The organism is Lentzea albidocapillata subsp. violacea, from assembly GCF_900100275.1.
GTDB lineage: Bacteria > Actinomycetota > Actinomycetes > Mycobacteriales > Pseudonocardiaceae > Lentzea > Lentzea violacea.
In genome coordinates this window covers 189,949-214,234 of the sequence record NZ_FNET01000006.1, presented here as the reverse complement: position 1 = coordinate 214,234, position 24,286 = coordinate 189,949, and the positions used below count along the sequence as shown (strand labels likewise).

Here is a 24,286-nt window from a genome sequence, read left to right as displayed (position 1 = left end):
AAAAAACCGGTCAGCGGCACCGGTCACCGTCCGCCGACCGTTCACCGCGCCAGAACGACCACCTACATGATGATCACGGTCTTGCCGGGCCCGTGACCTGCGAAAACGTCGGCCGCGTCACGCAACGGCACGCGTCGGCCGATCGGCACTTCCAGGTCACCCGACTGCACCATGGATGCCAGTCGCACCAGCATTTCCCGCGACCCCTTCAGACCGAAGTTCTGCGCGGGATCAGCGGAAACGTAGTTGGTGTTGAAGGCCAGCGGCGCATAGCGCGCGTTCGCCTCGAACGACGAACGGTCGGCGCTCACGAGGTCGATGAGCGCGTCGGCCTCCACGAGGGAGTCGCCGCGGCCGATGGGGATGACCCGCTTGCCCGCCGCACGCGCGAGCTGGACGGCGAACGACCCGACGCCACCCGAGGCACCGACGATCAGCACGGATTCCGCAACACCCAACGACTCGACCAACTGCAAAGCGGTCATGCCGGCAGTAGGCAACGCGGCCGCAACCGCAGGATCAAGACCTTCGGGCAACGGCGCCAACGCGTTCTCAACGGGAACTGTGACGTACTCGGCGTATGTTCCGCCCCCAACAGGACGGCGGAAGAACGTCCCGAAAACCCTCTCCCCAGAACCGACAACCTCACCAGCCCCATCAGTTCCAGGAACCAACGGAAACACGTGAGGAGCAGAACCACGAAGCATCCCGCCGACTACTTTCCGGTCAAACGGGTTCACCCCGGCAGCGAACAACCGAACCAGCAGCTGACCTGGGCCTGGCGCAGGCCGGGCAACCTCGACAAGCTCCAGTTCCGCACCGAAGCCGGCAGCCGCAATCGCCCACATGGCACCCCCCAAACGAGTGACAGACATCACCGATACGATCTCAATTGCCGAACGCGATACGGGGGTCCGGGGGCGGAGCCCTCCGGCTGGGGGTCTGGGGGCTCGGCCCCCAGAAGACACCATAAAGAAAGCCCTGTTCGCGCATTCCGCGAACAGGGCTCTCCCACTTTCGTATGGGCAAGGGGGGAGTTGAACCCCCACGTCCTTTCGGACACACGGACCTGAACCGTGCGCGTCTGCCATTCCGCCACTTGCCCCTGGAGACGTTGGAAACACTAGCACGCGTCCAAACCAGGTTCCTAATCGCCCCCTGTAGGGCTGGTCGTACCCGGATACGATCGGTACAGGAGCCCGGCCGATCGGCACGAACGGAAGGAGTCGACATGGGCCTGCAACGCTTCGAACGCAAGCTCGAAGGCCTGGTCGGCAACACCTTCGCGCGCGTGTTCGGCGGCAGCGTCGTGCCCCAAGAGGTGGCACAGGCACTGCATCGGGAGGGTGACAGCAACATCCGCGAGCTCGCGGGTGGCAGACTGCTAGCCCCCAACCATTACAAGGTGCTGCTCGGGCCTCAGGACCACGAACGTCTTGCGGGCGACGAGCAGGATGAACTACGCATCACACAGCTTCTCGCAGAGGGCCTGCGGGAGCACCTGGCCGAGTCCGGGTGGGATACCTATGGTGACGTCGTAGTCTCCCTGGAGCGCTCCGAGGCGCTGCACACCGGACAGTTCCGAACCAGCTCGTCCGTCGACCCCGACGTGAAAGCGGCCAGCCGACGGTCAGCACCACCTCGCACCGCAGGAGACCGATCCATGAGCCAGCCACCCGGCTACGGACAAGGACAGGGCCAGCCCGGCCAGGACCCTTATGGTCAGGGCGGCTACGGCCAGCAGGGCTACGACCAGCAGCAGGGCTATGACCAGCAGGGTTATGGTCAGCAGCAGGGTTATGGCCAGCAAGGACAGGACCCGGCCTACGGCCAGCAGGGCTACGGCCAGCAACAGGGTTACGACCAGGGTTACGCCGGCGGCCAGCAACAGGGCGGCGGCTACGACCAGGGCTACGGCCAGCAGCAGGGCTACGACCAGGGCTACGGCGGCGGCCAGCAGCAGGGCTACGGCCAGGACCAGGGTTATGGCCAGCAGCAGGGCTACGGCCAGCAGCAGGGTTACGACCAGGGTTACGCCGGCGGCCAGCAACAGGGCGGCGGCTACGACCAGGGCTACGGCCAGCAGCCGGCCGGCGGTTACGACCAGGGTTACGGCCAGCAGCAGGGCTACGGCCAGCAGGGCGGCTACGACCAGGGCTACAACCAGGGCGGATACGCCCCGCCGGCCACCCAGGGCGCGAACCGTCAGCTCAACGCGACGCTGCACCTCGACGACGGATCCAACCGGACGTACAACCTGAAGCAGGGTGGAAACGTCGTAGGTCGTGGGCAGGAAGCCGACTTCCGCCTCCCGGACACCGGAGTCTCCAGGCGCCACCTGGAAATCTCCTGGGACGGGCAGAATGCGATGCTCGCTGATCTCGGTTCGACAAACGGCACCACGGTCAACGGCACGCCAGTGCAGACTTGGCAGCTCGCGGAGGGCGACGTCGTCCGCATCGGCCACTCGTCACTGGTTTTCCGCACCGCGGGCTAGAGGTCGATACGGGCGTCGGTAGGCAACTCAAGGCAGGAGCGGTTACAACCGGTGCCAGAGCTGGTGATGCAGCTGACCAGAGCGGGCTTTCTCGTGCTCCTCTGGCTCTTTGTGCTGGCCGCCCTACGTGTGGTCCGCTCTGATCTTTACGCAGCCTCAGGGCTCCGGGCATCAGGACTGCCCGGATTCCGGAGGTCCGAGAAGTCGGCGAGGGGAAGCAAGGCGCCCCGGCAACTCGTGGTCACCCACGGGGCGCTCACAGGCACCCGCATCTCGCTCGACGGCAGGCCGATCCTGATCGGCCGCGCTGACGACTCCACCCTCGTGCTGGACGACGACTTCGCGTCGACCAGGCACGCGCGGCTGTCCATGCGCGGTACCGACTGGTACGTGGAGGACCTCGGTTCCACGAACGGCACCTACCTAGACCGAGCCAAGGTCACCGCACCCCTGCGTGTACCTCTCGGCACCCCGATCCGCATTGGCAAAACGGTGATCGAGCTGCGCTCATGACCTTGGTTCTTCGATACGCGGCCCGAAGCGACAGGGGCCTGGTTCGTGCCAACAACCAGGACTCCGTGTACGCGGGCCCCCGCCTGCTCGCAGTAGCCGACGGCATGGGTGGCCACGCCGCCGGTGAGGTCGCGAGCAAGGTAGTCATCGCCTCGCTGGCCCACGTCGACGACGACGAGCCCGGCGACGACCTCCTCGGCAAGCTGCGCGACGCGGTCGCCAGTGGCAACGGCGCCATCTCCGAGCTCGTGACGAGCGACCCGGACCTGGAGGGCATGGGCACCACGCTCACGGCCATCCTGTTCGCGGGCAACCGCCTCGGGCTCGTGCACATCGGCGACTCGCGCGCGTACCTCCTGAGGGAGGGCTCCTTCGCGCAGATCACGCACGACGACACGTTCGTCCAGTCGTTGATCGACGAGGGCCGGATCACCCCGGACGAGGCCGCCACGCACCCGCAACGCTCGTTGCTGCTGCGCGCCCTCACCGGGCACGACTTCGAGCCCAGCCTCACGGTGCGCGAAGCGCGCGTCGGCGACCGGTTCCTGCTCTGCTCGGACGGACTGTCCGGCGTCGTGAGCCTGGAGACGCTCGACGAGGCGATCCGCATCCCCGACCCGCAGGCCTGCGCGGACCGGATGATCGAGCTCGCGCTCAAGGGCGGCGGCCCCGACAACGTCACGGTGATCGTGGCGGACGTCCAGGACGTCGACTTCGGCGACGACTACCCGATCCTCGGTGGCGCGGCCGGCGACGGCAGCGAGGACCACAACACCCCGCCCGACTCCGCGGCCTCGCGGGCGAGCGCGCTCACGCAGCAGCGCCCGCCGATGCCGCAGCGGATGGACGCACCGCCACCACCTCCGCAGGACCCGAAGCGCAAGAAGCGCAACGCCATCAAGGCGTTCGCGATCATCTTCGTGCTGCTCCTGCTGACCGGTGTCGTGGCGGTCGGCGGCAAGCTGTGGCTCAACACCCAGTTCTACGTCGGTGCCACCGAGGACGGCCAGGTCGCGATCTTCCGCGGCCTGAACGGCTCGGTGCTCGGCTTCAAGCTGTCGTCCAAGGTCGAGGACTCGTGCCCGCCCGGGTCCACGGGCTGCACCCCGATCACGCTGAACGACCTGCAGGAAGCCGGCCGGAAGACCATCACCGCCGGTATCCGCAGCGACAACGGCCTCGACGGCGCCCGCGCCGCGGTCCGGTTGCTGCGCACCGAGCACATGCTGCCGCTGTGCAAGGACACGTCGTCGACCAGCACGACGCCGACGACGCCGTCCAGCACGCCGCCCGCCAACGGCTCTTCGACCCCGGAGACCGGTTCCACCGAGCCTTCGCTCACCCCCTCCCAGCAAAAGCCGGGTGTGGAATGCCGGGAGGGTCCGTAGTTGATGGGCTCGCCCGTCCCCGCCGGGGAAGGTTCACCAGGCGCGTCGGTGGCGACCAACACGTCGCCGGGGCTGAAGGCGCCGACGCGACGCGGCACCGAACTGGTGATGCTGTCGTTCGCCGCCGGTCTCGTGACGCTGGCGCTGATCCTGGTCGAACTGAACCAGGAACGCTCGCTGAGCCTGAGGATCCTCTACCTCGGTCTCGCGTACCTCGGACTCTTCGCCTGTGCCCACCTCGCCGTGCGCAGGTGGGCGCCCTACGCGGACCCGGCGATCCTGCCGTGCGTCGCGCTGCTCAACGGGCTCGGACTGGTGGTCATCCACCGGATCGACCTGGCCCTGGAGGGCACCGTCTTCCTGGACGGCTCCACGTGGGACCCGGTGGCGTTCAAGCAGGTCATCTGGACCGGCATCGGGTTGCTGATGTTCGCGGCCACGTTGAAGTTCCTCCCGGACCACCGGATGCTCGCGCGCTTCGGCTACACGTTCGGCCTCGTCGGACTGGTCGCGCTGCTGCTTCCCGGTGTGCTGCCGGGCTTCATCGCGCCGACGATCAACGGCGCGAAGATCTGGCTGCGCATCGGACCGCTGTCGCTCCAGCCCGGTGAGTTCGCCAAGATCCTCCTGATGGTCTTCTTCGCCGCGTTCCTCGTGTCGAAGCGGGACCTCTTCACGGTGGCGGGCCGCCGGTTCCTCGGCATGGACCTGCCCCGCGCCCGTGACCTGGGCCCGCTGTTCGCGGCCTGGGGCGTCACGGTCGCGGTCATGGTGCTGCAGAAGGACCTGGGTTCCTCACTGCTGTTCTTCGGCATCGTGCTCGTGCTGCTCTACATCGCCACCGAACGAGCGGCGTGGGTCGTGCTCGGTCTCGGCCTGTTCGCCGGCGGCGCCGTCATCGCGTGGAAGCTCTTCACGCACGTGCAGCAGCGCGTGGCGAACTGGCAGGACCCGATCGCCCGCTACGACGTGATCGGTGGCGGGTACCAGATCTCGCAGTCGCTGTTCGGTCTCGCGACCGGCGGCATCGGCGGTGCCGGTCTCGGCGCGGGCCGGCCGGAGATGATCCCCGAGGCGAACACCGACTTCATCACCGCCGTGATCGGCGAGGAGCTCGGGTTCGTCGGCTTCGCGGCCCTGCTGCTGGTCTACATGGTCTTCGCGTTGCGCGGCCTGCGTGGCGCCATCTCGGTGCGCGACAGCTTCGGCAAGCTCCTGGGCGGCGGTCTCGCGTTCGCGGTGTGCTTCCAGGTGTTCATCGTCGTCGGCGGTGTCACCAAGCTGATCCCGATGACGGGTATCACCGCGCCGTTCCTGTCCTACGGCGGTTCGTCACTTCTCGCCAACTACATCCTGGTCGCGTTGCTACTGCGAATTTCTGCGGCGGCGCGGGCCCCGCAACGGATCGCGAAGCCGAAACCGCAACAACCGGCTATCGCCGACCAGCACACTGTGATGGTGGAGCGTCCCAAATGAACACACCGCTCCGCCGCGTCGGCATGGCCATGATGGTGATGATCGTCCTCCTGCTGGGCAACGCCACGTGGGTCCAGGTGATCAACGCCGACGAGTGGCGCAAGAACCCCTACAACCGCCGGGTGCTGCTCGACGAGTACGCCCGCAAGCGCGGTCTGATCACGGTCGCCGACGGCACCGTGATCGCGGACGTCAAGGAGACGACCGATCGTCTCCGGTACCTGCGCACCTACAACAACGGCCCGGCCTACGCGGCCGTCACCGGCTACCTGTCGGTCACCTACGGCACCTCCGGCATCGAGCGCACCGAGAACGACCTCCTCAACGGCTCGGACGACAGGCTGTTCACCCGCCGTGTCTCCGCGTTGATCACCGGTCGTGACCCGGTCGGCGGCAACGTGCAGCTCACCCTGAACGCCAAGGTGCAGCAGACCGCGTACGACCAGCTGGTGGCGAAGGGCTTCACCGGCTCGGTCGTCGCGATCAAGCCGGACACCGGCGAGATCCTCGCGATGGCGAGCACGCCGTCCTACGACCCGAACCTGCTCGCGAGCCACGACGCGGCGGAGCAGCAGGCGGCGTGGAAGCAGCTCACCGCCAAGGCCAACGGCAACCCGCTGATCAACCGCGCGACCCAGGGTCTCTACCCGCCCGGCTCGACGTACAAGGTCGTCGTGGCGGCCGCGGCGCTCGCGGACGGCAAGAACAAGGACTCCCAGTACACCGCCAAGGGCACGATCAACCTGCCCGGCACGTCGAACGCGCCGTTCCCGAACTTCAACGGCCAGCCCTGCGGCCCCGGCGAGACGGCGTCGATGGAGACCGCGCTCGCCAAGTCGTGCAACACGGCGTTCGGTGAGATGGCGGCACAGGTCGGCAAGTCCAAGCTGACGGCGCAGTCGAACAAGTTCGGCTTCAACGACAACGACCTCGAGGTACCGCTGGCGGTCGAGACGTCGACCCTGGGCGCGATCCAGGACGAGGCCGCGCTCTACCAGAGCGGCATCGGCCAGCGCGACGTGCGCGTGACGCCGCTGCAGAACGCGATGGTCGCGGCGACGATCGCCAACAACGGCAAGCGCATGCACCCGTACCTGGTGTCGAAGATCCTCGGCCCGGACCTGAAGCCGATCGACGAGACCGAGCCCGACCAGATCGAGACCGCCATGAGCACGGCGAACGCGAACGTGCTGCGCGACATGATGGTCCAGTCGGAGATCAACACCGGTGGCGAGGGCCGGCTGTCGAACGTCCAGGTGGCGTCGAAGACCGGTACCGCCGAGCACGGCGAGAACGTGGCGGAGAACAAGCCGCACGCCTGGTACATCGCGTTCGCGCCGGCCCAGAAGCCGGAGATCGCGATCGCGGTCATCGTGGAGGACGGTGGCGACCGCGGTCTGGGCGCCACCGGCGGCAAGGTCGCCGCACCGATCGGGCGCGCCGTGATGAACGCGTACCTGGCAGGCCGCTGATGCTGACCAAGGGCCAGCTCCTCGCCGACCGCTACCGCCTGAGCAGGCGGATAGCGGTCGGTGGCATGGGAGAGGTCTGGGAGGCGGCGGACGACAGGCTCGACCGCCGCGTCGCGGTGAAGGTGCTCAAGGCGGAGCTCTCCGGAGATCCCGAGTTCCTGCACCGGTTCCGGGTCGAGGCGCGGATGACCGCGTCGCTCAACCACCCCGGCATCGCGTCGGTGCACGACTACGGCGAGACCGCGTCGATCGCGGACGGACCGGAGGACACCGCGTACCTGGTGATGGAACTCGTCGAGGGCGAACCGCTCGCGACGATCATCTCCCGGGGCCGGCTGACCGCCGACGTGACGCTCGACCTGCTGGAGCAGACCGGGAACGCGTTGCAGGCGGCCCACGAACGCGGTCTCGTGCACCGCGACGTGAAGCCCGGCAACATCATGGTCACGCCGTCGGGGAAGGTGAAGATCACCGACTTCGGCATCGCGAAGGCCGTGGACGCGGCACCCGTGACGCGGTCGGGCATGGTGATGGGCACCGCGCACTACATCGCCCCCGAGCAGGCTCTTGGCGGCGAGGCCGAACCGGCGAGCGACGTTTACTCGTTGGCAGTGTGTGGTTACGAGTGCATGGCCGGTCATCGGCCGTTCCTCTCGGACAACGCGGTGACGGTCGCGATGATGCACATCCGCGACATCGCGCCGCCGTTGCCGCCGGACGTCCCGCCTGGTGCGCGGGCGTTGATCGAGGCCACGCTGGTGAAGGACCCGAGGCAGCGCTATCGGACCGGCGGTGAGTTCGCCGCGGCGGTCAGCGCGGTGCGGGTGGGTCAGCCGCTGCCGACGCCGTCCGGGTTCTCGATGCCTCCGGTGATCCCGCAGCAGGTGGTGCAGGCACCACCCCCACCACCACAGGCTTCCCAGCCACTGCAGATTCCGCCGCAGATGGCGCACCACCAGGGAGGGCCGGGACGTCCCGGTACCCATCCGGCCATGCAACCGGCGCACCAGACCGGAATGCAGCCGGCGCACCGAACCGGAACGTTCACTCCCATGCCGACGCCACCGGGGAGAAACCGGACCGTCGTCTGGGTTATGGTCGCTGTCCTGGTGGCAGTGCTGGTGATTCTTGGCGTGTTCCTCCTGTGGAAGTTCACCGTCAAGCAGAACGACAGCACCGGGCAAGGTGGCCGGCCGACGACGTCCAGCCCGGCGAACTCGAATCCCCCGGCGAACGGTCAGGCGAAGCCCGACTCCGCCGACCGGATTCCGGGCAGTTCGCCGAAGCGGATCGACGAGGACGACTACATCGGCCGTTCCGGCGACGAGGTCAGCATCGAGCTGATCGACCAAGGCCTGGAACCCCGGGTGCAGAGCGCGCAGGGCACGCCACCGGGCGACTTGAAGAAATGCCGGGTCACCGCCATCGCGCCGACAGGCGAGGTGCCGGTCGGCTCGCAGGTGAAGGTGACGTGCGCGCCATGAGCAAGACCAGAACCGAGTTCGGAACACCGTCGACGAGGAGCGGGACGAAGCACCGATGAGCACTCCGCGACTGCTCTCAAACCGCTACGAACTGGGTGAGACTCTCGGGTACGGCGGCATGTCCGAGGTCCACAAGGGGCGGGATGTCCGCCTCGGCAGAGACGTGGCGATCAAGGTGCTGCGGGCCGACCTCGCCCGTGACTCCCAGTTCCAGGAACGATTCCGGCGTGAGGCGCAGAACTCCGCCGCCCTGAACCACCCGGCGATCGTCGCCGTCTACGACACAGGTGAGACGCAGACCGAGTACGGCCCGTTGCCGTACATCGTGATGGAGTTCGTCGACGGACGGACGCTGCGCGACATCGTGAAGACGCAGGGTCCGCTGTCGGGCAAGCGCGCGATGGAGGTCATGGCCGACGTCTCGGCCGCGCTCGACTTCAGCCACCGGCACGGCATCGTCCACCGCGACGTGAAGCCGGCGAACGTGATGATCACGAAGTCCGGCGCCGTGAAGGTGATGGACTTCGGCATCGCCCGCGCGCTGCACGACGGCCAGGCCGCGGTCACCCAGACCGCCGCCGTCATCGGCACGGCCCAGTACCTGTCGCCGGAGCAGGCGCGCGGCGAGTCCGTCGACGCCCGTTCCGACGTCTACGCGGCCGGTTGTGTGCTGTTCGAACTGCTCACCGGCGAGCCCCCGTTCACCGGCGACTCGCCCGTCGCGGTCGCGTACCAGCACGTGCGGGAAGACCCGAAGGCCCCTTCCCAGCTGAACCCGAAGGTGTCGCCGCAGCTCGACGCGATCGTGCTGAAGGCGATGTCGAAGGGCCCGGCGAACCGCTACCAGTCGGCTGCGGAGATGCGCGGCGACCTGGTGCGCGTGCTGTCGGGTCAGCGTCCGTCCGCGCCCGCCGTGATGACGGCCGAGGACCGCACCGCCGTGATGAACGAGCAGGCGGCAGCGCGTCCCGCACGCACGCAGGTCGTGTCCGGCGGAAGGCACCGCCCGGCGGCGTTGAGGTCGGAGCCGGACGACGACTACGACCCGATCGCCGACGAGGAAGAAGAGCGTCGCGCGAGGCGCAAGAAGGCCATCATGGTCACGTTGGTGGTGATCCTGTGCGTGGCCGTCCTCGGTCTCGCCGCGTGGATCACCAAGAACGTGATGGACCAGGGCAGCGCGGCGACGGAGAAGGCGTCCGTTCCGTCGGTCATCGGTCTGAGCGCGCTCGAAGCCAAGGAGAAGATCACCAAGGCGGGTCTCGTGCCGGCCCAGGAAAGCGTTCCCTGCGAACCGGGTCCGGCCGGCGCCGCGCCGAAGTGCACGGCAGACCAGATCAACAAGGTGATCGGGACCGACCCGGCCGAGGGCACCTCGCTGACCAAGGGCACCAAGGTCACCATCTCCGTCGGCGCGCTTCCCGGTGAGGGCGTCGTGCCCGATCTGAAGGGCAGGACCGCGGCGGAGGCCCAGCAGATCCTGGACAAGGACCCCAACGGCTTCAAGCTGGCGCAGGGCGAGTCGATCGAGGTCGACGACGCGTCCAAGGCCAACAAGGTCGCGGCGCAGACCCCCGACGTCGGCGTGAAGCAGAAGAAGGGCAGCACGATCACCATCCAGCTCGGCAAGGCGCCGGACCGGGTGAACGTGCCGTCCGTGCTGGGCGACGACGAGGCCGACGCTCGCCAGACCCTGGAGGGTTCCGGCTTCAAGGTCGTCATCACCCCGGTCGACAGTGCCAAGCCCGAGGGCACCGTCCTCACGCAGAACCCGCAGGCCAACAGCAAGGTCGACAAGGGCTCGACGGTCACGCTGACGGTCTCGAAGGGCAACCAGATCGAGATGCCGGACCTGGTGGGGCTGACCCAGGAGCAAGCCGAGCAGAAGCTCAGGGCGTTGGGCTGGAACGGTTCCTTCAACGTCGAGAAGGTCTCGAACAGCGACCCGTCGAAGCGCGACAAGGTGCTCACGCAGCAGATCGCCAAGGGCACCGCGATCACGCGGGGCACCGCGGTGAACGTCACCGTGGCCCAGCTCGGGATCGGCGGCAGCTGATCCGCGGAACGTGAAAGGGGCGGCTTCCGTTGGGAAGCCGCCCCTTTCGTCTTTCGCCTTTCGTCAGAGGCGCGCGGCCGCGGCGAGCGTGCGCATGCCGTTCTCGAGCGTCGCGACCGTGGCCTCGGGAACCTCGAAGCCGCAGACCTTGAGCCAGTTCGCGAGCATCCGGTGGCCGCCGTCGGTCAGCACCGACTCGGGGTGGAACTGCACACCCTCGACCGGGAGTTCCTTGTGGCGCATGCCCATCACGATGCCGGTCTCGGTCTTGCCGGTGACCTCGAACTCCGCGGGGATAGTCTCGGGCAGCACCGTCAGCGAGTGGTAGCGCGTCGCGATGAACGGCTGCGGCACGCCGGCGAGAACACCCTTGCCCTCGTGGAAGACGATGCTCGTCTTGCCGTGCAACAACTCGGGCGCGCGGTCGACCGTGCCACCCCAGACGACACCGATGGCCTGGTGGCCGAGGCACACGCCGAAGACGGGTTTGCCGGTGTCGGCACACTTCTTGATGACGTCGATGCTCGAGCCCGCGCGCTCCGGTGTACCGGGGCCGGGGCTGACGAGGACACCGTCGACCTTGCCGATCTCGTCGAGGTCCACCTCGTCGTTGCGCCGCACGACGCACTCCGCACCCAGCTGAGCCAGGTACTGGACCAGGTTGTAGACGAAGCTGTCGTAGTTGTCGACCACGAGCACGCGCATGAAGAGAGCCTAGTCGGTCGAGTCGAGTGAGTTAGCTCTCGTCTCCACTGAGGTAAGGCTACCCTAAAATAGGTGTCATGAGTCGCTCCTTGCGCGTCGCGGTCGTCGGCGCTGGACCGGCGGGCGTGTACGCCGCCGACATCCTGACCAAGTCCGACGTCGACGCGCAGATCGACCTCTTCGAGAAGCTGCCGGCGCCCTATGGCCTCGTCCGCTACGGCGTCGCACCCGACCACCCGCGCATCAAGGGCATCGTCACGGCCCTGCAGAAGGTGCTCGACCGGCCGTCGGTCCGCTTCTTCGGCAACGTCGAGTACGGCGTCGACATCAAGCTCGACGACCTGCGCCAGTTCTACGACGCCGTCATCTTCTCCACCGGCGCCTCGGCCGACCGCGCCCTCGACCTCCCCGGCATCGACCTGCCCGGCAGCTACGGCGCCGCGGACTTCGTGTCCTGGTACGACGGCCACCCCGACGTCCCCCGTACCTGGCCGCTGGAAGCGCGGTCCGTCGCGGTGCTGGGCGTCGGCAACGTCGCCCTGGACGTGGCCCGCATCCTGGCCAAGACCGCCGATGAACTACTGGTGACCGAGATCCCCGAGAACGTCTACGAGGGCCTGTCGTCGTCCCCGGTCACGGACGTGCACGTCTTCGGCCGCCGCGGCCCGGCCCAGGCCAAGTTCACGCCGCTGGAACTGCGCGAACTCGACCACTCGCCGAACGTCGAGGTGATCGTCCACGCCGAGGGCATCGAGTTCGACGAGGCGTCGATGCACGCGATCAGGACCAACAAGCAGGTCGAGATGATCGTGAAGACCCTCCAGGAATGGGCGATCCGCGACGTAGGCACCCGCCCGCGCCGCCTGCACCTGCACTTCCTGGAGGCACCGGTCGAGGTACTCGGCTCCGACCGCGTCACCGGCCTGCGCACCGAAACCCAGGAGCTGACCGGCGACGGCAACGCCCGCGGCACCGGCGTCTACACCGACTGGGACGTCCAGGCCGTCTACCGCGCCGTCGGCTACCTCTCGACACACCTGGCCGACATCCCGTTCGACCACGTCTCGGGCACGATCCCCCACCTCGCCGGCCGCGTGCTGGACCTCGACGAGGTACCCATCCCCGGCGTCTACACGACCGGCTGGATCAAGCGCGGCCCGATCGGCCTCATCGGCCACACCAAGGGCGACGCCCTGGAGACCATCACCAGCCTCCTCGAAGACGCCGCCGCACTCCCCCTCGCCACGTCACCGGAGCCTTCGGCAGTGGTCGAGTTCCTGGAGCAGCGCGGCGTGCCGTTCGTGACCAACGAGGGCTGGGGCCGGCTCGACGCGCACGAGATCGCGCTGGGCGCGGCGCACGGCCGTGAGCGCGTGAAGGTCGTGTCTCGGGAGGAGATGACCGCGGTTTCGAACGGCTGAGAACCTGGGCGGCTGGGCTTGGGCGGCTGGACCTGAACGGCGTGAGCGCCGTTCCCCGATGAAGCCGCCATCGCGTGTTCGCGCGGTGGCGGCTTCACCTGTTCCGGTCGCGTCCGCGCGGACACCGGTCAAGCTGAGACCCGAACTGCGGCTCGCCGAGGAGCAGCTCACTGGGTCGTGACGTTGTTGAACGGCAGTTTCGGCTCAGCCCACGGGAACACCACGAACATCAGCAGCGCGACGATGCCGACGACCAGCACGACGGCCTCGATGACCCGCAGGAACAGCGGGCCCGGCAGGTGCCGCCAGATCCAGCCGTACATCAGCCCTCCGTCATCTCGGGCGGCACGAAGCCGTCGGCCACCGGGTAGCTCTTGGTCTCGATGGCGTGCACGATCAGGCGCTGCTTGTCGGAGAAGCGCGGGTGGCAGGTCGTCAGCGTGAGCAGCCGGGCCTGCTTGTCGGCGGGCACGGTCGTGCCCACCTGGTGCGGGATGGGGGCGATGACCTCGCCCTGGGTCGGCACGACGATCTCCTGGCCGACGGTCTTCGCGTACGCGTCGCCGAGCGTTGTCGACAGCGGGGCGACGCCGGTGCAGGCGGCTTCCTTCGACTTCGGGTTCGAGGCCCAGCCGGCCACCTCGTTCCTCATCGGCAGCACCCGGTAGACGTACCACTGGGTCTGGGTCTGCACGACGATCGAGTTGCAGGACTGGAGCAGGTCGAGGTCGTTGAACGGCGCGCCCTTGCCGACGCGGTGGCCGGCGATGGAGAAGTTGCCGGCCTCGCCGGGCTGGGCGGTGTCCTTGTAGTGGCCGGGGCCGATTTCGAGGTGTTTGTCCGTGGTGCCCTCGACGACGGAGAACTTCCAGTCGTTGCCGAAGACCGGGATGTACATCTTCGCGAAGGCCTTGCCCTCGATGAGGTTCAGCTTCGACTGACGGTTGGGGTCCGCCGGGGGTGGCGTGACGACGTTCGAGCTCCATTCGGAGTCGAGCGCGGCGGTTGCGTCCTGCTGTTTCTCCGCGGAGAGCAGGTCGGTCACGTAGACCTCGTAGACGACGAACAGCAGTACGACCAGGCCCATCGTGATGAGGGCTTCGCCTACGCCGCGTACGGCCTTGCGCGCGACGCTGTCCGGTGGCGGGGCGTCCTTCGCCGCGGGCTCGTCGTCGTAGTACTCGTCATCGTCGTAGTACTCGTCGTCGTAGTCGTCCTCGACGCGCGGGATCACCTCGGTGGGCGGATCGACCGGGCGGGGACGCGGCGGCATCGGCCTGCGTGGCACTCCGCCTGGCGGTGGGCCGGGGAAGGGCGGTCGCTGCTGGGCGTTCGGAGGCAGGCTTCCGGAGAAAGCACTGGTGAACTGAGTCGCCTCGGGCGGCGGTACGGGGTGGGGAGCCGGTGTGGCCCGCACGTGCTGCAGGTCATCACGACGAGGTACAGGACGCCGTGGCGGCGGCTGCTGGGGTCCCGAGTTCACCTGAGAACCTCCGCGCGGACTGTGAACTGAAAACAACTGCGTCTACAAGGATGGTTCGCTGACCACCGCCGCTACGTTAACGTGTCTACTGAGTAGTGCACGTAAACTCGCGTCACTCACGGATATCCACGTCAGGCGAGGACAGCATGCCCAAGTCGAAGGTCCGGAAGAAGGCGGTCTACACCGCACCCACTGACCGCCGCACGCCGGTCAAGGTCAAGGCAGCGGGGCCGTCTCACCCGGTCTACGTCGTTGTCATGCTCGGCTTCATGCTGCTGGGCCTCGCGTGGCTGGTCGTCAACTACATCGCGGCCGAGAAGATCCCGTTCATGCTCGAGCTGGGCGCGTGGAACTTCGCCATCGGCTTCGCGCTGATGATCATCGGTCTGCTGATGACGATGCGCTGGCGCTGAGCGCTCGGCAAGTCACCGTTCGTAGAGGTCGGCCCGGACGTCACACGTCCGGGCCGACCTTTGTTCGCCTCGGGTTCACCTGGTTCATCCGAGCGTCACCGAAGCACACGGTTGTAAGTCATCCCCATTGGGGACAAGTCCTGTGGACAACTTTGCACCAAAATGCACAAGCGACGGTTTTCCCTCATGCGGACCCGTTCAGTTGTCCACATTTCATGCGGGACACTCGACAGTGTGACTCGAACCTGGTCCACGCCCGTCCCGCTGGTCGTCACCGCTTGGGTGGCCGCCCTCGCCCTCGCCGTCGCGGCGTTCATCGCCGACGACAACGCGGGTCGTCTCCTCATCGGACTGGCATCGCTGCTGGTCACCTGCCTCGCGGCGTTCGCGACGATCGCACGCCCGAGGCTCACCGCGGACGTCGACGGCCTGGCCGTGCGCGGGTTCACGGGCACGACGCTGCTGCCGTGGCACGAGGTGAAGGTCAAGCTGCAGACCACCCGCCGGCTCGGCAGGGAACAGCAGACATTGGAACTCGACGCCGATGACCATCTCGTGGTGCTCACGAGACTGGACCTCGGCGCCGATCCCGAAGAAGTCGCCGGAGTGCTCCACGCACTGCGGCCGTGAATCAGTTCTAGCGACAGGTCCTGGCGTACTCCAGGATCACTTCGGCCGCCGTGTCGAGTTCGGAGGCACGCAACATGAACATGACTCCGAGCAACAACGCGGCCACCGCCACAGCGCCGATCTGGTAGGCGTTGCGGTTCTTCGCGGGCGCCTTGACCATGGCGAGCGTCAGCAGGCCGCCGATCACGAACCCGCCGAGGTGCCCGAGCAGCGAGGCGTTGGTGAAGAGGTTCGACACCAGGTTGATGCCGACGATCACGAGGATCGTCGAGATGTCCCGCTTCTGCCGCTTGAACACGATCAGCAGCGCGCCCATCAGGCCGAACACCGCGCCGGACGCGCCGGCGAGCTGCTGGCAGACGGTGCCGAAGAAGAACGCCGCCGCACTGCCGCCGAGCAGCGACAGGAAGTAGACGGCGCTGTACCGCAGCTTGCCCAGCTCCTGCTCGATCACAGGGCCCACCACGAAGAGCGCGGCCATGTTGAGCACGAGGTGGATCAGGCCGAAGTGCATGAACCCCGACGTGAGGATCCGCCACCACTCACCGTTGGCGGTGAGCTCCGGGATCATCGACGTCGCGGTGAACAGGCCGGCCCGCGAGTTGTTCATCGGGCTGCCGGACTGGGCGACCGTGACGACGTACGCGAGCACGTTGAGCGCGATCATCACCTGCGTGATGATCGGGCGGCCGTCGGAGACCACCGCGCCCGCGGACGTGCGGGCTCGGCGGACCGTGCGGGCGCCCTCGTTCACGCAGTCGACGCACTGCATGCCGACCGAGGCGTCGCGCAGACAGTCCGGGCACGCCGGACGGTCGCACCTGCTGCAGCGCAGCCGGGTAGGCCGATCGGAATGACGTGCGCAGACCGGGATGTCCGGCTGCGCTCCGATCGGCCCGTCCGGTGGCACGGGGGCGTTGCTCACGCGCGTTCGATCGTGATCCGCTCGATCTTGATGTCGTTGACCGGACGGTCGCCCGCACCGGTCGTGGTGCCGCCGATCGCGTCGACGACGTCGCGCGACTCCTGGTCGGCGACCTCACCGAAGATCGTGTGCTTGAAGTTCAGCCACGTCGTCGGTGCCACGGTGACGAAGAACTGCGAGCCGTTGGTGTTGGGGCCGGCGTTCGCCATCGCGAGCAGGTAGGGCTTGTTGAACTGCAGTTCGGAGTTGAACTCGTCCGCGAAGCGGTAGCCGGGGCCACCGCGACCGGTACCGGTCGGGTCGCCGGTCTGGAGCATGAAGCCGGCGATGACGCGGTGGAACAGGGTGCCGTCGTAGAACGGACCCGTCTTCGTGCCACTCGCGTTCGCCTCGGTGTAGGTCTTCGTGCCCTCGGCGAGCCCGACGAAGTTCGCCACCGTCTTGGGGGCGTGGTCGGGGAACAGGTTGATGCGGATGTCGCCCTGCGTGGTGTGCAGGGTCGCCGTCACCTTGGTCCCGACGAAGGATTCGTTGCTGTCAGCCACCACCCCATCGTGCCATCCACGGGCGCCGATGTTCAGGAAGGGGCACGATGGGTACCTCTAGGACATCACCAGACGACAACGTGTGGAGCAGAGATGGACGAGGTGGACGTCATGACCCGAGCCGGCGAGAACGTTGGCAAGGCTGTCGGCACCGGTCTGAAGGCCGCGCGTCAGGGCGTCGTTCGCGCTGGTCACGCCGCTGAGGTCAGGCTTGCCGAGCGCGGCATCACGGCGGACCAGGTTCGCGGCGCACTCGTCGAGCGGGCTGACACCCTCATGGGCAAGGCCGAGGACTGGGAGAAGCAGACGCGTCGCTCTCGCAAGCGCCTCGCCAAGAAGAGCGCGAAGACGCGCGCCGACCTCTTGGGCAAGGCCGAGGTCGTGCGCAAGGAAGTGAAGAAGGCGGCGAAGAGCGCGCGCAAGGACGCCAAGGTGCGCGCCAAGGAGATCCGCAAGGCCGCGGCCCAGCTCGGTGCCGACGCGCCGAAGCGCCGCCGCTGGCCGTGGGTGCTCGGTCTCCTGATCGCGGCCGCGGCAGTCGGCTACGTCGCGATGACGCGCCGGCCGCAGGAGGTCCACCTGCAGGACGAGGAGCAGGTCCCGCACGCGGAGCCCGTCCTCAACGGGCAGGTGCCCTCGCCGAAGGAGCCGGTCAAGTAACGGCGACCGCTGACGTTCGCCGCCCCCGTGCACGTTCGCGCGGGGGCGGTGTCGTGCTCACTTAGATCTTCAGGCCCTTGATCGCCTCTTCGGCGATGCGGCGCGCCTTGATCGACTGCTTCTGGTTGCTGGTGACGACCACAGCGGCGTCGCTCTTCGACACGGCGTAGACGACGCCGGTCTCGTTGCTCACGTACCCTCCGCTCCAGCCGGTGGGCGAGTTCGCGGGCTGTGAACCGTCCGGCGCCGCCTTGTTGACGATGAGCTTCGCGACGCTCTCATCCCCCACGTAGACCTGCACGGTCAACTGGATCTCAGTTGCCGTGGCGTAGAAGAAGCATGCTGGGTGAGGTTCGTCCGTTGACAGTTTCACTTTGGGTACGCGCTGTCCGTTGGCTTCCGCGACGAAACCGGTCGCCAGGTACGGGCACGCGCCGTCGTTCGCGGGCTGGGGCGCGGGCGGCACTGTCGGAGCCGCGCTGGTAGTGGTCGTGGCCTGCTGGGGCGGGGTCGTGGGAACCGGCACGTCCTGGGCGACGGGAGTGCCGCAGGCGGCGAGGACGCCGAGCAGGGGCAGCAGCAGTGCTCGTTTCATAGGGGCAACAGTCAACCAGATACCAAAAGCGCCTCTAGCGGGACACTCTAAATTGGTCCATACCTTTTGTGCCTTTGCCCCTGTACCCGCCCTGGAAGGACCCGATCATGGAGTTCCTGGAGCAACGACGAGAGCACGCCCTGGCGCTGTTCCGCATCATCATCGGTCTGCTCTTCGTGTTCCACGGGGTGCAGAAGCTGTCCAAGGGAGTCGAGATTCTCTCGTGGCCGTCCGGCCCCGCGGCCATCATCGAGTTGATCGGCGGCGGCCTCATCCTCATCGGGCTCTGGACGCGCTGGGCCGCGCTGCTCAGTTCCGGCGCCATGGCCTACGCCTACTTCGTGGTGCACCAGCCGAGGGCCCTGCTCCCGATCGAGAACGGCGGCGAGCTCGCGGCGATCTACTCGTGGGCGTTCCTGCTGCTGGCGTTCACCGGTGCCGGCGCGTGGAGCATCGACGCCCTTCGCAAGGCGCCGAAGAAGTCACTCACCTCGGCGTGACGTGATGTGCGGAATGCACTGAAGCCCTGTTCGCAACGGCGCGAACAGGGCTTCAGTGAAAGCGGATGGAGACGAGGGGAATCGAACCCCTAACCCCCGCCTTGCAAAGGCGGTGCTCTGCCAATTGAGCTACGTCCCCAAGCCTGGGGGCGGCGGGCCGCCCGTCAGAGCAAAGATCAGTCGGTGGGAGCGGTGGCCTCGCGCCACAGGTCCGCGTCGGCCTTGGCCGAACGGCTGCGCTTCACGAAGAACAGAACCGCACCGGCGACCACGACGAGTGCGATGATCTTCTTAGCCACTTCAATCCCTCCCAAGACCAAAAACTCAACGACCCCACCACGTTACAGCAAGGCAACAGCAGCAGCCGAGCATTCAAGTGATGGGGGCTCCGGGGGCTTGCCCCCGGCCGGGGGTCTGGGGGCTTGGCCCCCAGAAAAGGAACGATGATTCGGGTAACGGTCGGCGCATTCCGCCGACATGGATAGCCCCCGAATCGAGTGGGCCTAGGAGGACTTGAACCTCCGACCTCTTCATTATCAGTGAAGCGCTCTAACCGCCTGAGCTATAGGCCCTCGATCATCACCCCTCGGGGCAACGAGGAAGACCTTACAGGATCGTCCTCGTTGCTCCCAAATCAGGGGGTCACTCTCGTTCCGACAACGTGAGTTCCAGGCCACCAGCCAGATCCGCGGACACGTTGTAGACGAACGCGCCAACGGTTGCGAGGGCCGTGAACAGCACGATGTTGACGGCGCCGATGATCGCCGAGACGCCGAAGACGCGACCGGCACTGATCAACGGTTCGCCCGGCTCGTTGGCCTGGAGCAGGTCGTTCGCGGTGCTGTTGATCTTGTCCCAGACGCCCATGCCGTGCAGGACGCCGTAGAGCACGCCGACCGCCACGAGCCAGACGAAGAACAGTGCGACGCCCAGCACCAGGGCGAGCTTGAGGACCGACCACGGGTCGACGCGCTTCACCTGGAGCGAGGCGCGGCGCGGGCCACGGCCGGGGCGGCGGGCCGACGGGGTGGACGCGGCGGGGCGGGCCCCGCTGTTGCCCATGTTCACCGACGTGCGGCTGCTGCCCAGGCCGACCGGCACGGCCGAGCCCGTGACCACCGGCTTCTGCACCTTGACGGTGTCCGGGTCGGTCTGCGGGAAGGCCGGGGGCGGTTCGGCGGCGGACGGCACGGGCGGTGCGCCCGGAGCCACGTACGTCGCGGTCGCGTCGCTCTGGGCCGCCTCCGTGTCGTTCGTCACCCGCTGCCAGGGCGGCGGTGCCGACACGATGACCGGCTCGTCGGCGACGGGCGCGGGCGCCGGAGTGGCGCTGCCGAGCGAGACCGTCTTCTCCTCCGCCGGAGCGGCCGGGGTGGCCGCCGGAGCAGGAGTGGGGGTCGGCGTGGCGGTCGGCGCCGGAGTGGCCGGAGCCGCCGGCTTCTCCTGGGCGGGTGCGGCGGCCTCGGCCGCCTTGTCCGCCGACACGGGCTTGGTCTTGTCCTGCGCGGTTCCACCCGAGGAACCGGAGGCCGCAGCCGAGTCCGCCTTCTTCTCCGCCGGATTCTGCGCGGAGTTCTGCGGAGTCGGTTTGGTGATCACCGCGGTTTTGTCCGCGTCCCGACCTTCGCGGTTCTCGGGTGGAGTCACGAGCTTGTCCTTGACCTCTCGCTAGCGATTCCGACTACTCAGCCGAGTCGGTGGGGGTGGCTGCCTGGTCAGCGGCAGAGTCCTCCGCGGCAGACGCCTCACTGATGATGACGTCGCTGGGCTCGTCCGCGTTGCGTGCGACAGCGATCAAAGTGGTGCTCTCGCCGAGGTTCATCAGCCGCACCCCCTTCGTCTGCCGTCCAGCCTTGCGCACCTGCTCGGCCCGGGTCCTGATGACCCCGCCGCTCGAGGTGATGGCGTAGAGCTCGTCGTCGACGTCGACGATGAGCGCGCCCACCAGCCTGCCACGACGGCGGTCGTGCTGAATGGTCAGCACACCCTTGCCGCCACGCCCCTGGACCGGGTAGTCCTCGATGGGCGTTCGCTTCGAGTACCCACCGTCCGTCGCGACCAAAACGAACAGACCCTCTTGGACGACACCGACGGAAAGCAGCTCGTCATCGGCGTTGAACCGCATGCCCTGCACGCCTGACGTGGCACGACCCATCGGGCGCAGCACGTCGTCGGTGGCGTGGAAGCGGATCGACTGACCGTCGGCGGACACCATGAGCAGGTCGTCGTCGGCCGAGCAGAGCACCGCTCCGACCAGCTCGTCGTCCTCGCGCAGGTTGATGCCGATAAGACCACCCGATCGGTTGGAATCGAAGTCGGTGAGCTTCGACTTCTTCACCAGACCCTTGCGAGTGGCGAGCACGAGGTACGGCGACACCCCGTAGTTCTTGATCTGGATGACCTGCGCGATCTCCTCGTCCGGCTGGAACGCGAGGAGGTTCGCGACGTGCTGGCCGCGGGCGTTGCGGTTCGCCTCGGGCAGCTCGTACGCCTTCGTGCGGTAGACACGGCCCTTGTTCGTGAAGAACAGGATCCAGTCGTGCGTCGAGCACACGAAGAAGTGCGCGACGATGTCGTCCTGCTTGAGCTGAGCACCCTGCACGCCCTTGCCGCCGCGCTTCTGCGCCCGGTAGAGGTCGGTCTTGGTGCGCTTCGCGTAGCCGGTGCGCGTGATCGTGACGACCACGTCCTCGACCGCGATCAGGTCCTCCATGGACACGTCGCCGTCGAACGGGATGATCTCCGTGCGCCGGTCGTCGCCGTACTTGTCCACGATGGCCATGAGCTCGTCGCGCACGATGGCGCGCTGCCGCTCCGGCTTCGCGAGGATGTCCTGGAGGTCCGCGATCTCGACCTCGATCTCGGCCAGCTGGTCGACGATCTTCTGACGTTCCAGTGCGGCCAGGCGGCGCAGCTGCATCTCCAGGATCGCGTTCGCCTGGATCTCGTCGACGTCGAGCAGCTCCATCAGGCCCGTGCGCGCGATGTCCGGCGTCTGCGACCGGCGGATCAACGCGATGACCTCGTCGAGCTGGTCGAGCGCCTTCACCAGACCACGCCAGATGTGCGCGCGCTCTTCCGCCTTGCGCAGGCGGAACTTCGTCCGCCGGACGATGACCTCGATCTGGTGCTTCACGTAGTGACGGATCATCTGGTCGAGCCGCAGCGTGCGCGGCACACCGTCGACCAGCGACAGCATGTTGACACCGAACGAGTACTGCAGCTGGGTGTGCTTGTAGAGGTTGTTCAGCACGACCTTCGCCACCGCGTCGCGCTTGAGCGTGACCACGATGCGCATGCCGCGGCGGCTGTTCGACTCGTCCGCGATGTTCGAGATGCCCGTGAGCTTCGCGTCACGCACGAGCGCGGCGATGTTCTCGACGAGGTTGTCCGGGTTGACCTGGTACGGCAGCTCGGTGACGACCAGGATCGTGCGGCCCTTGGCGTCCTCGTCGACCTCGATGACCGCGCGCATCTTCACCGAACCGCGGCCGGTGCGGTACGCGTCCTGGATGCCCGAGTTGCCGAGGATCTGGCCGTACGTCGGGAAGTCCGGGCCCTTGATCCGCTCGATCACGGCTTCGAGGGTCTCCTCGTCGGAGGCCTCCCAGTTGTCCAGCGCCCACACCACGCCCGACGCGACCTCGCGCAGGTTGTGCGGCGGGATGTTCGTCGCCATGCCGACCGCGATGCCCGAGCTGCCGTTGATCAGCAGGTTGGGGATGCGGGACGGCAGGACCGTCGGCTCCTGGATGCGGCCGTCGTAGTTGTCGCGGAAGTCGACGGTCTCTTCCTCGATGTCCGCGAGCATCTGCATGGCCAGCGGGGTCAGGCGGCATTCCGTGTTGTGGCTGACGAACCCGTCCGTGATGAACGCGTGGTCATCCGTGTCGACCCGCAGACTGAACACAGGCTGCACGCCGGCGTCAGTTACCGAAGCGACCTCGGCGTAGTAGAACCGGCCGTCCACCAACGGCTCGACCACGTCGAGAACCTCGCGGTTCGTGATCCGCTCGGCGATCTCGTCGCGGCTGTTGTCCCACCGCTCGATCCGGTCGACGTTGTGCCGCCGCAACCAGTCCCGCTCGGTCCAGCGGTTCGCACCGTTCGCCCGGATGTAGTCGCCGACGAACGGCACGTGGTCGCTGCTCATCGCACGGCTCTCGACCGGAATGGCGTCGAGTATCGCGGCCAGCTTGTCCTGCTTGGCGCCGAGGAACCCGACTCGCGTCGAGAACAGGCGAGCGTCCCGGCGGTTGGTGATGACGACCTTGATCTCGCCGTTGTCGTAGTTCACCTGCGTACTGACGACACCGAACTCCAGCAACAACTGCTGGACCTCACGCGCCAGTTGCGCGCTGCGGGTCGAGTACGAGATCTGAACCGTGTTGCGCGGCAGTGCCGACGCAGAGCCGTCACCGGTGAACAACGAGCTGAGGAACGCGCGCTTGACTGTGTGCCCGCTCTGCCAGATGAACTCCGGTACTCGCTTGCCATAGCTCAGTACACCGAGGGATTCAGCTAGTAGGCTCTTACGGATAGCCGTCGTCCTCGCACTGAACTTGTGCAACGTCTTGCCCGTGCACGTCGTCTCGCGGTAGCGCGAGAGCTTGTCTCCGACAACCAACGTGTACGAGTTCAACACGAAGTCGAAGTAGTCGGTGTCCGTGTTGGCAAACTGGACATAGTCGTCGGACAAGTAGCCCTCGGAGATCAACCCACCCGCGAGGATTCCTGCGGCGTACTCCTTGACGACCATGGTCGTGCCAAGCTCCTGCTGGGTCCGCTGCATGACCACGCGGTCGCCAGGCTGGATCTCGTCCAGCAGCTTCCACAGCAGCGTCGGGACGCCGCCCACATTCACCAGGCAGAGCACCGGGTGGTTGTGCGTGCCGGTGAGCTCGAACCCGTTCCTGGTGCGCAGCTTCAACGTCGGGTGCTCACCCGAGTGGAACAGCATGTCGGCCCGCACCGGGTCACCGTTGCGGTCGAGCACCTTGAGGTCGATCGGGTTGTCGCTGTTCGGCTGCGCGCCCGGCACGATGTCGCCGATCCGCACGGACGAGCCGTCAGCCAGCTTGATTCTCGTTTGGGCCGAAACACAGTAGCGCATCGCGGCAGCCGGGTCGTTGCCCGGCGAGCCGAAGTTGCCCTGACCGTCGATCAGCGGGTATCGCATGGCCCACGGCTGGGCGAGCCGCACGAGCGCGTCGTAGATCGACGAGTCGCCGTGCGGGTGGTAGTTGCCCATCACGTCGCCGACGACGCGGGCGCACTTGTTGTAGCCGCGGTCCGGCCGGAACCCCGAGTCGAACATCGAGTAGAGCACGCGGATGTGGACGGGCTTGAGTCCGTCACGCACGTCCGGCAGTGCCCGGCCGACGATGACGCTCATCGCGTACGCGATGTAGGAGTTCTGCATCTCCTGCTGGATGTCGACCGGCTCGGTGCGGTCGTGCTCCGGCGGAAGGGTCGTCTCAGTCACGGTTCTTCTTTCCTCTTCGCCAGCCGTGGATTTCTGGA

21 protein-coding genes, 3 tRNA genes and 1 pseudogene are annotated in these 24,286 nt (G+C 67.3%); 12 read left to right on the top strand and 13 right to left on the bottom strand.

Annotated features, from left to right (window positions below; genetic code table 11):
- Nucleotides 1–62: 62 nt before the first annotated feature.
- The gene (locus tag BLR21_RS41655) at nucleotides 63–848 is read right to left on the bottom strand and encodes an NADP-dependent oxidoreductase (RefSeq protein WP_143027739.1); all 786 of its coding nucleotides are present in this window, start codon (nucleotides 846–848) and stop codon (nucleotides 63–65) included.
- A 174-nt stretch (nucleotides 849–1,022) separates the two neighbouring features.
- Nucleotides 1,023–1,105: transfer RNA gene (locus BLR21_RS16220), tRNA-Leu, on the bottom strand.
- A gap of 126 nt (nucleotides 1,106–1,231) precedes the next feature.
- Here BLR21_RS16220 and BLR21_RS16215 point away from each other — a divergent pair.
- The 7 genes from BLR21_RS16215 to pknB are packed head-to-tail and all read left to right on the top strand — an operon-like array spanning nucleotide 1,232 to nucleotide 10,886.
- The gene (locus tag BLR21_RS16215; protein ID WP_090006653.1) at nucleotides 1,232–2,497 is read left to right on the top strand and encodes a DUF3662 and FHA domain-containing protein; all 1,266 of its coding nucleotides are present in this window, start codon (nucleotides 1,232–1,234) and stop codon (nucleotides 2,495–2,497) included.
- A gap of 51 nt (nucleotides 2,498–2,548) precedes the next feature.
- A complete protein-coding gene (locus tag BLR21_RS16210; RefSeq protein WP_030465595.1) occupies nucleotides 2,549–3,010 on the top strand; it encodes an FHA domain-containing protein FhaB/FipA in 462 nt (153 codons plus the stop codon).
- On the top strand, nucleotides 3,007–4,398 hold the full coding sequence (locus BLR21_RS16205; RefSeq protein ID WP_090006652.1) for a PP2C family protein-serine/threonine phosphatase: 1,392 nt from the start codon (nucleotides 3,007–3,009) through the stop codon (nucleotides 4,396–4,398). Before BLR21_RS16210 ends, BLR21_RS16205 begins: the two co-directional genes overlap by 4 nt.
- Before the next feature lie 3 nt (nucleotides 4,399–4,401).
- Nucleotides 4,402–5,874 carry an FtsW/RodA/SpoVE family cell cycle protein gene (locus BLR21_RS16200; protein WP_090006651.1) on the top strand — a complete coding sequence of 491 codons (1,473 nt, stop codon included), beginning with the start codon at nucleotides 4,402–4,404 and terminating at the stop codon, nucleotides 5,872–5,874.
- Nucleotides 5,871–7,346, top strand: coding sequence for a peptidoglycan D,D-transpeptidase FtsI family protein (locus BLR21_RS16195; protein WP_090006650.1), 1,476 nt, complete (start codon nucleotides 5,871–5,873; stop codon nucleotides 7,344–7,346). Before BLR21_RS16200 ends, BLR21_RS16195 begins: the two co-directional genes overlap by 4 nt.
- The gene (locus BLR21_RS16190; protein ID WP_090006649.1) at nucleotides 7,346–8,830 is read left to right on the top strand and encodes a serine/threonine-protein kinase; all 1,485 of its coding nucleotides are present in this window, start codon (nucleotides 7,346–7,348) and stop codon (nucleotides 8,828–8,830) included. The genes BLR21_RS16195 and BLR21_RS16190 overlap by 1 nt, the downstream gene beginning before the upstream one ends.
- Before the next feature lie 55 nt (nucleotides 8,831–8,885).
- Complete coding sequence (gene pknB / locus BLR21_RS16185) at nucleotides 8,886–10,886, top strand: Stk1 family PASTA domain-containing Ser/Thr kinase (protein WP_090006648.1); 2,001 nt, start codon at nucleotides 8,886–8,888, stop codon at nucleotides 10,884–10,886.
- A gap of 63 nt (nucleotides 10,887–10,949) precedes the next feature.
- On the opposite strand, the gene BLR21_RS16180 is transcribed toward pknB, so the two are convergent.
- A complete protein-coding gene (locus tag BLR21_RS16180; protein ID WP_090006647.1) occupies nucleotides 10,950–11,591 on the bottom strand; it encodes an aminodeoxychorismate/anthranilate synthase component II in 642 nt (213 codons plus the stop codon).
- Between the two features lie 77 nt (nucleotides 11,592–11,668).
- Between BLR21_RS16180 and BLR21_RS16175 the strand changes: the two genes are divergently transcribed.
- A complete protein-coding gene (locus tag BLR21_RS16175; protein WP_090006646.1) occupies nucleotides 11,669–13,012 on the top strand; it encodes an FAD-dependent oxidoreductase in 1,344 nt (447 codons plus the stop codon).
- Between the two features lie 167 nt (nucleotides 13,013–13,179).
- On the opposite strand, the gene BLR21_RS42510 is transcribed toward BLR21_RS16175, so the two are convergent.
- Nucleotides 13,180–13,335 (bottom strand): hypothetical protein, encoded by a 156-nt coding sequence (locus BLR21_RS42510; RefSeq protein WP_090006645.1) that lies wholly within the window; start codon nucleotides 13,333–13,335, stop codon nucleotides 13,180–13,182.
- The gene (locus tag BLR21_RS16165; protein ID WP_090006644.1) at nucleotides 13,335–14,285 is read right to left on the bottom strand and encodes a class E sortase; all 951 of its coding nucleotides are present in this window, start codon (nucleotides 14,283–14,285) and stop codon (nucleotides 13,335–13,337) included. The genes BLR21_RS42510 and BLR21_RS16165 overlap by 1 nt, the downstream gene beginning before the upstream one ends.
- A 356-nt stretch (nucleotides 14,286–14,641) precedes the next feature.
- Here BLR21_RS16165 and crgA point away from each other — a divergent pair, with 356 nt between their 5' ends.
- On the top strand, nucleotides 14,642–14,908 hold the full coding sequence (crgA, locus tag BLR21_RS16160) for a cell division protein CrgA (RefSeq protein ID WP_030465604.1): 267 nt from the start codon (nucleotides 14,642–14,644) through the stop codon (nucleotides 14,906–14,908).
- Nucleotides 14,909–15,142: 234 nt separating this feature from the next.
- Nucleotides 15,143–15,538: a PH domain-containing protein gene (locus BLR21_RS16155; protein WP_256334715.1), complete on the top strand. Its 396-nt coding sequence runs from the start codon at nucleotides 15,143–15,145 to the stop codon at nucleotides 15,536–15,538.
- A gap of 7 nt (nucleotides 15,539–15,545) precedes the next feature.
- Here the strand turns inward: BLR21_RS16155 and BLR21_RS16150 are convergent, their stop codons facing one another.
- Complete coding sequence (locus BLR21_RS16150) at nucleotides 15,546–16,463, bottom strand: rhomboid family intramembrane serine protease (protein ID WP_256334714.1); 918 nt, start codon at nucleotides 16,461–16,463, stop codon at nucleotides 15,546–15,548.
- Nucleotides 16,460–17,008, bottom strand: coding sequence for a peptidylprolyl isomerase (locus tag BLR21_RS16145; protein ID WP_030480236.1), 549 nt, complete (start codon nucleotides 17,006–17,008; stop codon nucleotides 16,460–16,462). Before BLR21_RS16145 ends, BLR21_RS16150 begins: the two co-directional genes overlap by 4 nt.
- A 93-nt stretch (nucleotides 17,009–17,101) precedes the next feature.
- Between BLR21_RS16145 and BLR21_RS16140 the strand changes: the two genes are divergently transcribed.
- Nucleotides 17,102–17,668 carry a hypothetical protein gene (locus BLR21_RS16140; protein WP_090006643.1) on the top strand — a complete coding sequence of 189 codons (567 nt, stop codon included), beginning with the start codon at nucleotides 17,102–17,104 and terminating at the stop codon, nucleotides 17,666–17,668.
- 61 nt (nucleotides 17,669–17,729) lie between these two features.
- On the opposite strand, the gene BLR21_RS16135 is transcribed toward BLR21_RS16140, so the two are convergent.
- A complete protein-coding gene (locus BLR21_RS16135; protein ID WP_090006642.1) occupies nucleotides 17,730–18,263 on the bottom strand; it encodes a DUF2020 domain-containing protein in 534 nt (177 codons plus the stop codon).
- A gap of 107 nt (nucleotides 18,264–18,370) precedes the next feature.
- Here BLR21_RS16135 and BLR21_RS16130 point away from each other — a divergent pair, with 107 nt between their 5' ends.
- On the top strand, nucleotides 18,371–18,763 hold the full coding sequence (locus BLR21_RS16130; RefSeq protein WP_090006641.1) for a DoxX family protein: 393 nt from the start codon (nucleotides 18,371–18,373) through the stop codon (nucleotides 18,761–18,763).
- Nucleotides 18,764–18,829: 66 nt separating this feature from the next.
- On the opposite strand, the gene BLR21_RS16125 is transcribed toward BLR21_RS16130, so the two are convergent.
- The 5 genes and pseudogenes from BLR21_RS16125 to gyrA form a co-directional block, all read right to left on the bottom strand.
- Nucleotides 18,830–18,902, bottom strand: a tRNA-Ala gene (locus tag BLR21_RS16125).
- A 40-nt stretch (nucleotides 18,903–18,942) separates the two neighbouring features.
- A pseudogene (locus BLR21_RS43205) lies at nucleotides 18,943–19,062 on the bottom strand (DLW-39 family protein); the annotation flags it as partial.
- Nucleotides 19,063–19,261: 199 nt separating this feature from the next.
- A tRNA-Ile gene (locus BLR21_RS16120) sits at nucleotides 19,262–19,335 on the bottom strand.
- 70 nt (nucleotides 19,336–19,405) lie between these two features.
- Nucleotides 19,406–20,053 carry a DUF3566 domain-containing protein gene (locus BLR21_RS44805; RefSeq protein WP_090006828.1) on the bottom strand — a complete coding sequence of 216 codons (648 nt, stop codon included), beginning with the start codon at nucleotides 20,051–20,053 and terminating at the stop codon, nucleotides 19,406–19,408.
- A gap of 391 nt (nucleotides 20,054–20,444) precedes the next feature.
- On the bottom strand, nucleotides 20,445–24,248 hold the full coding sequence (gene gyrA, locus BLR21_RS16110; protein WP_143027738.1) for an intein-containing DNA gyrase subunit A: 3,804 nt from the start codon (nucleotides 24,246–24,248) through the stop codon (nucleotides 20,445–20,447).
- Between the last annotated feature and the right edge of the window lie 38 nt (nucleotides 24,249–24,286).

What these genes read in the sequence shown, in the direction of transcription:
- BLR21_RS41655 (WP_143027739.1), bottom strand. Translation starts at nt 848, where the DNA reads ATGTGGGCGATTGCGGCTGCCGGCTTCGGTGCGGAACTGGAGCTTGTC.
- BLR21_RS16215 (WP_090006653.1), top strand. Translation starts at nt 1,232, where the DNA reads ATGGGCCTGCAACGCTTCGAACGCAAGCTCGAAGGCCTGGTCGGCAAC.
- BLR21_RS16205 (WP_090006652.1), top strand. Translation starts at nt 3,007, where the DNA reads ATGACCTTGGTTCTTCGATACGCGGCCCGAAGCGACAGGGGCCTGGTT.
- BLR21_RS16200 (WP_090006651.1), top strand. Translation starts at nt 4,402, where the DNA reads ATGGGCTCGCCCGTCCCCGCCGGGGAAGGTTCACCAGGCGCGTCGGTG.
- BLR21_RS16195 (WP_090006650.1), top strand. Translation starts at nt 5,871, where the DNA reads ATGAACACACCGCTCCGCCGCGTCGGCATGGCCATGATGGTGATGATC.
- BLR21_RS16190 (WP_090006649.1), top strand. Translation starts at nt 7,346, where the DNA reads ATGCTGACCAAGGGCCAGCTCCTCGCCGACCGCTACCGCCTGAGCAGG.
- pknB (WP_090006648.1), top strand. Translation starts at nt 8,886, where the DNA reads ATGAGCACTCCGCGACTGCTCTCAAACCGCTACGAACTGGGTGAGACT.
- BLR21_RS16180 (WP_090006647.1), bottom strand. Translation starts at nt 11,591, where the DNA reads ATGCGCGTGCTCGTGGTCGACAACTACGACAGCTTCGTCTACAACCTG.
- BLR21_RS16175 (WP_090006646.1), top strand. Translation starts at nt 11,669, where the DNA reads ATGAGTCGCTCCTTGCGCGTCGCGGTCGTCGGCGCTGGACCGGCGGGC.
- BLR21_RS42510 (WP_090006645.1), bottom strand. Translation starts at nt 13,335, where the DNA reads ATGTACGGCTGGATCTGGCGGCACCTGCCGGGCCCGCTGTTCCTGCGG.
- BLR21_RS16165 (WP_090006644.1), bottom strand. Translation starts at nt 14,285, where the DNA reads ATGCCGCCGCGTCCCCGCCCGGTCGATCCGCCCACCGAGGTGATCCCG.
- crgA (WP_030465604.1), top strand. Translation starts at nt 14,642, where the DNA reads ATGCCCAAGTCGAAGGTCCGGAAGAAGGCGGTCTACACCGCACCCACT.
- BLR21_RS16140 (WP_090006643.1), top strand. Translation starts at nt 17,102, where the DNA reads ATGGACGAGGTGGACGTCATGACCCGAGCCGGCGAGAACGTTGGCAAG.
- BLR21_RS16135 (WP_090006642.1), bottom strand. Translation starts at nt 18,263, where the DNA reads ATGAAACGAGCACTGCTGCTGCCCCTGCTCGGCGTCCTCGCCGCCTGC.
- BLR21_RS16130 (WP_090006641.1), top strand. Translation starts at nt 18,371, where the DNA reads ATGGAGTTCCTGGAGCAACGACGAGAGCACGCCCTGGCGCTGTTCCGC.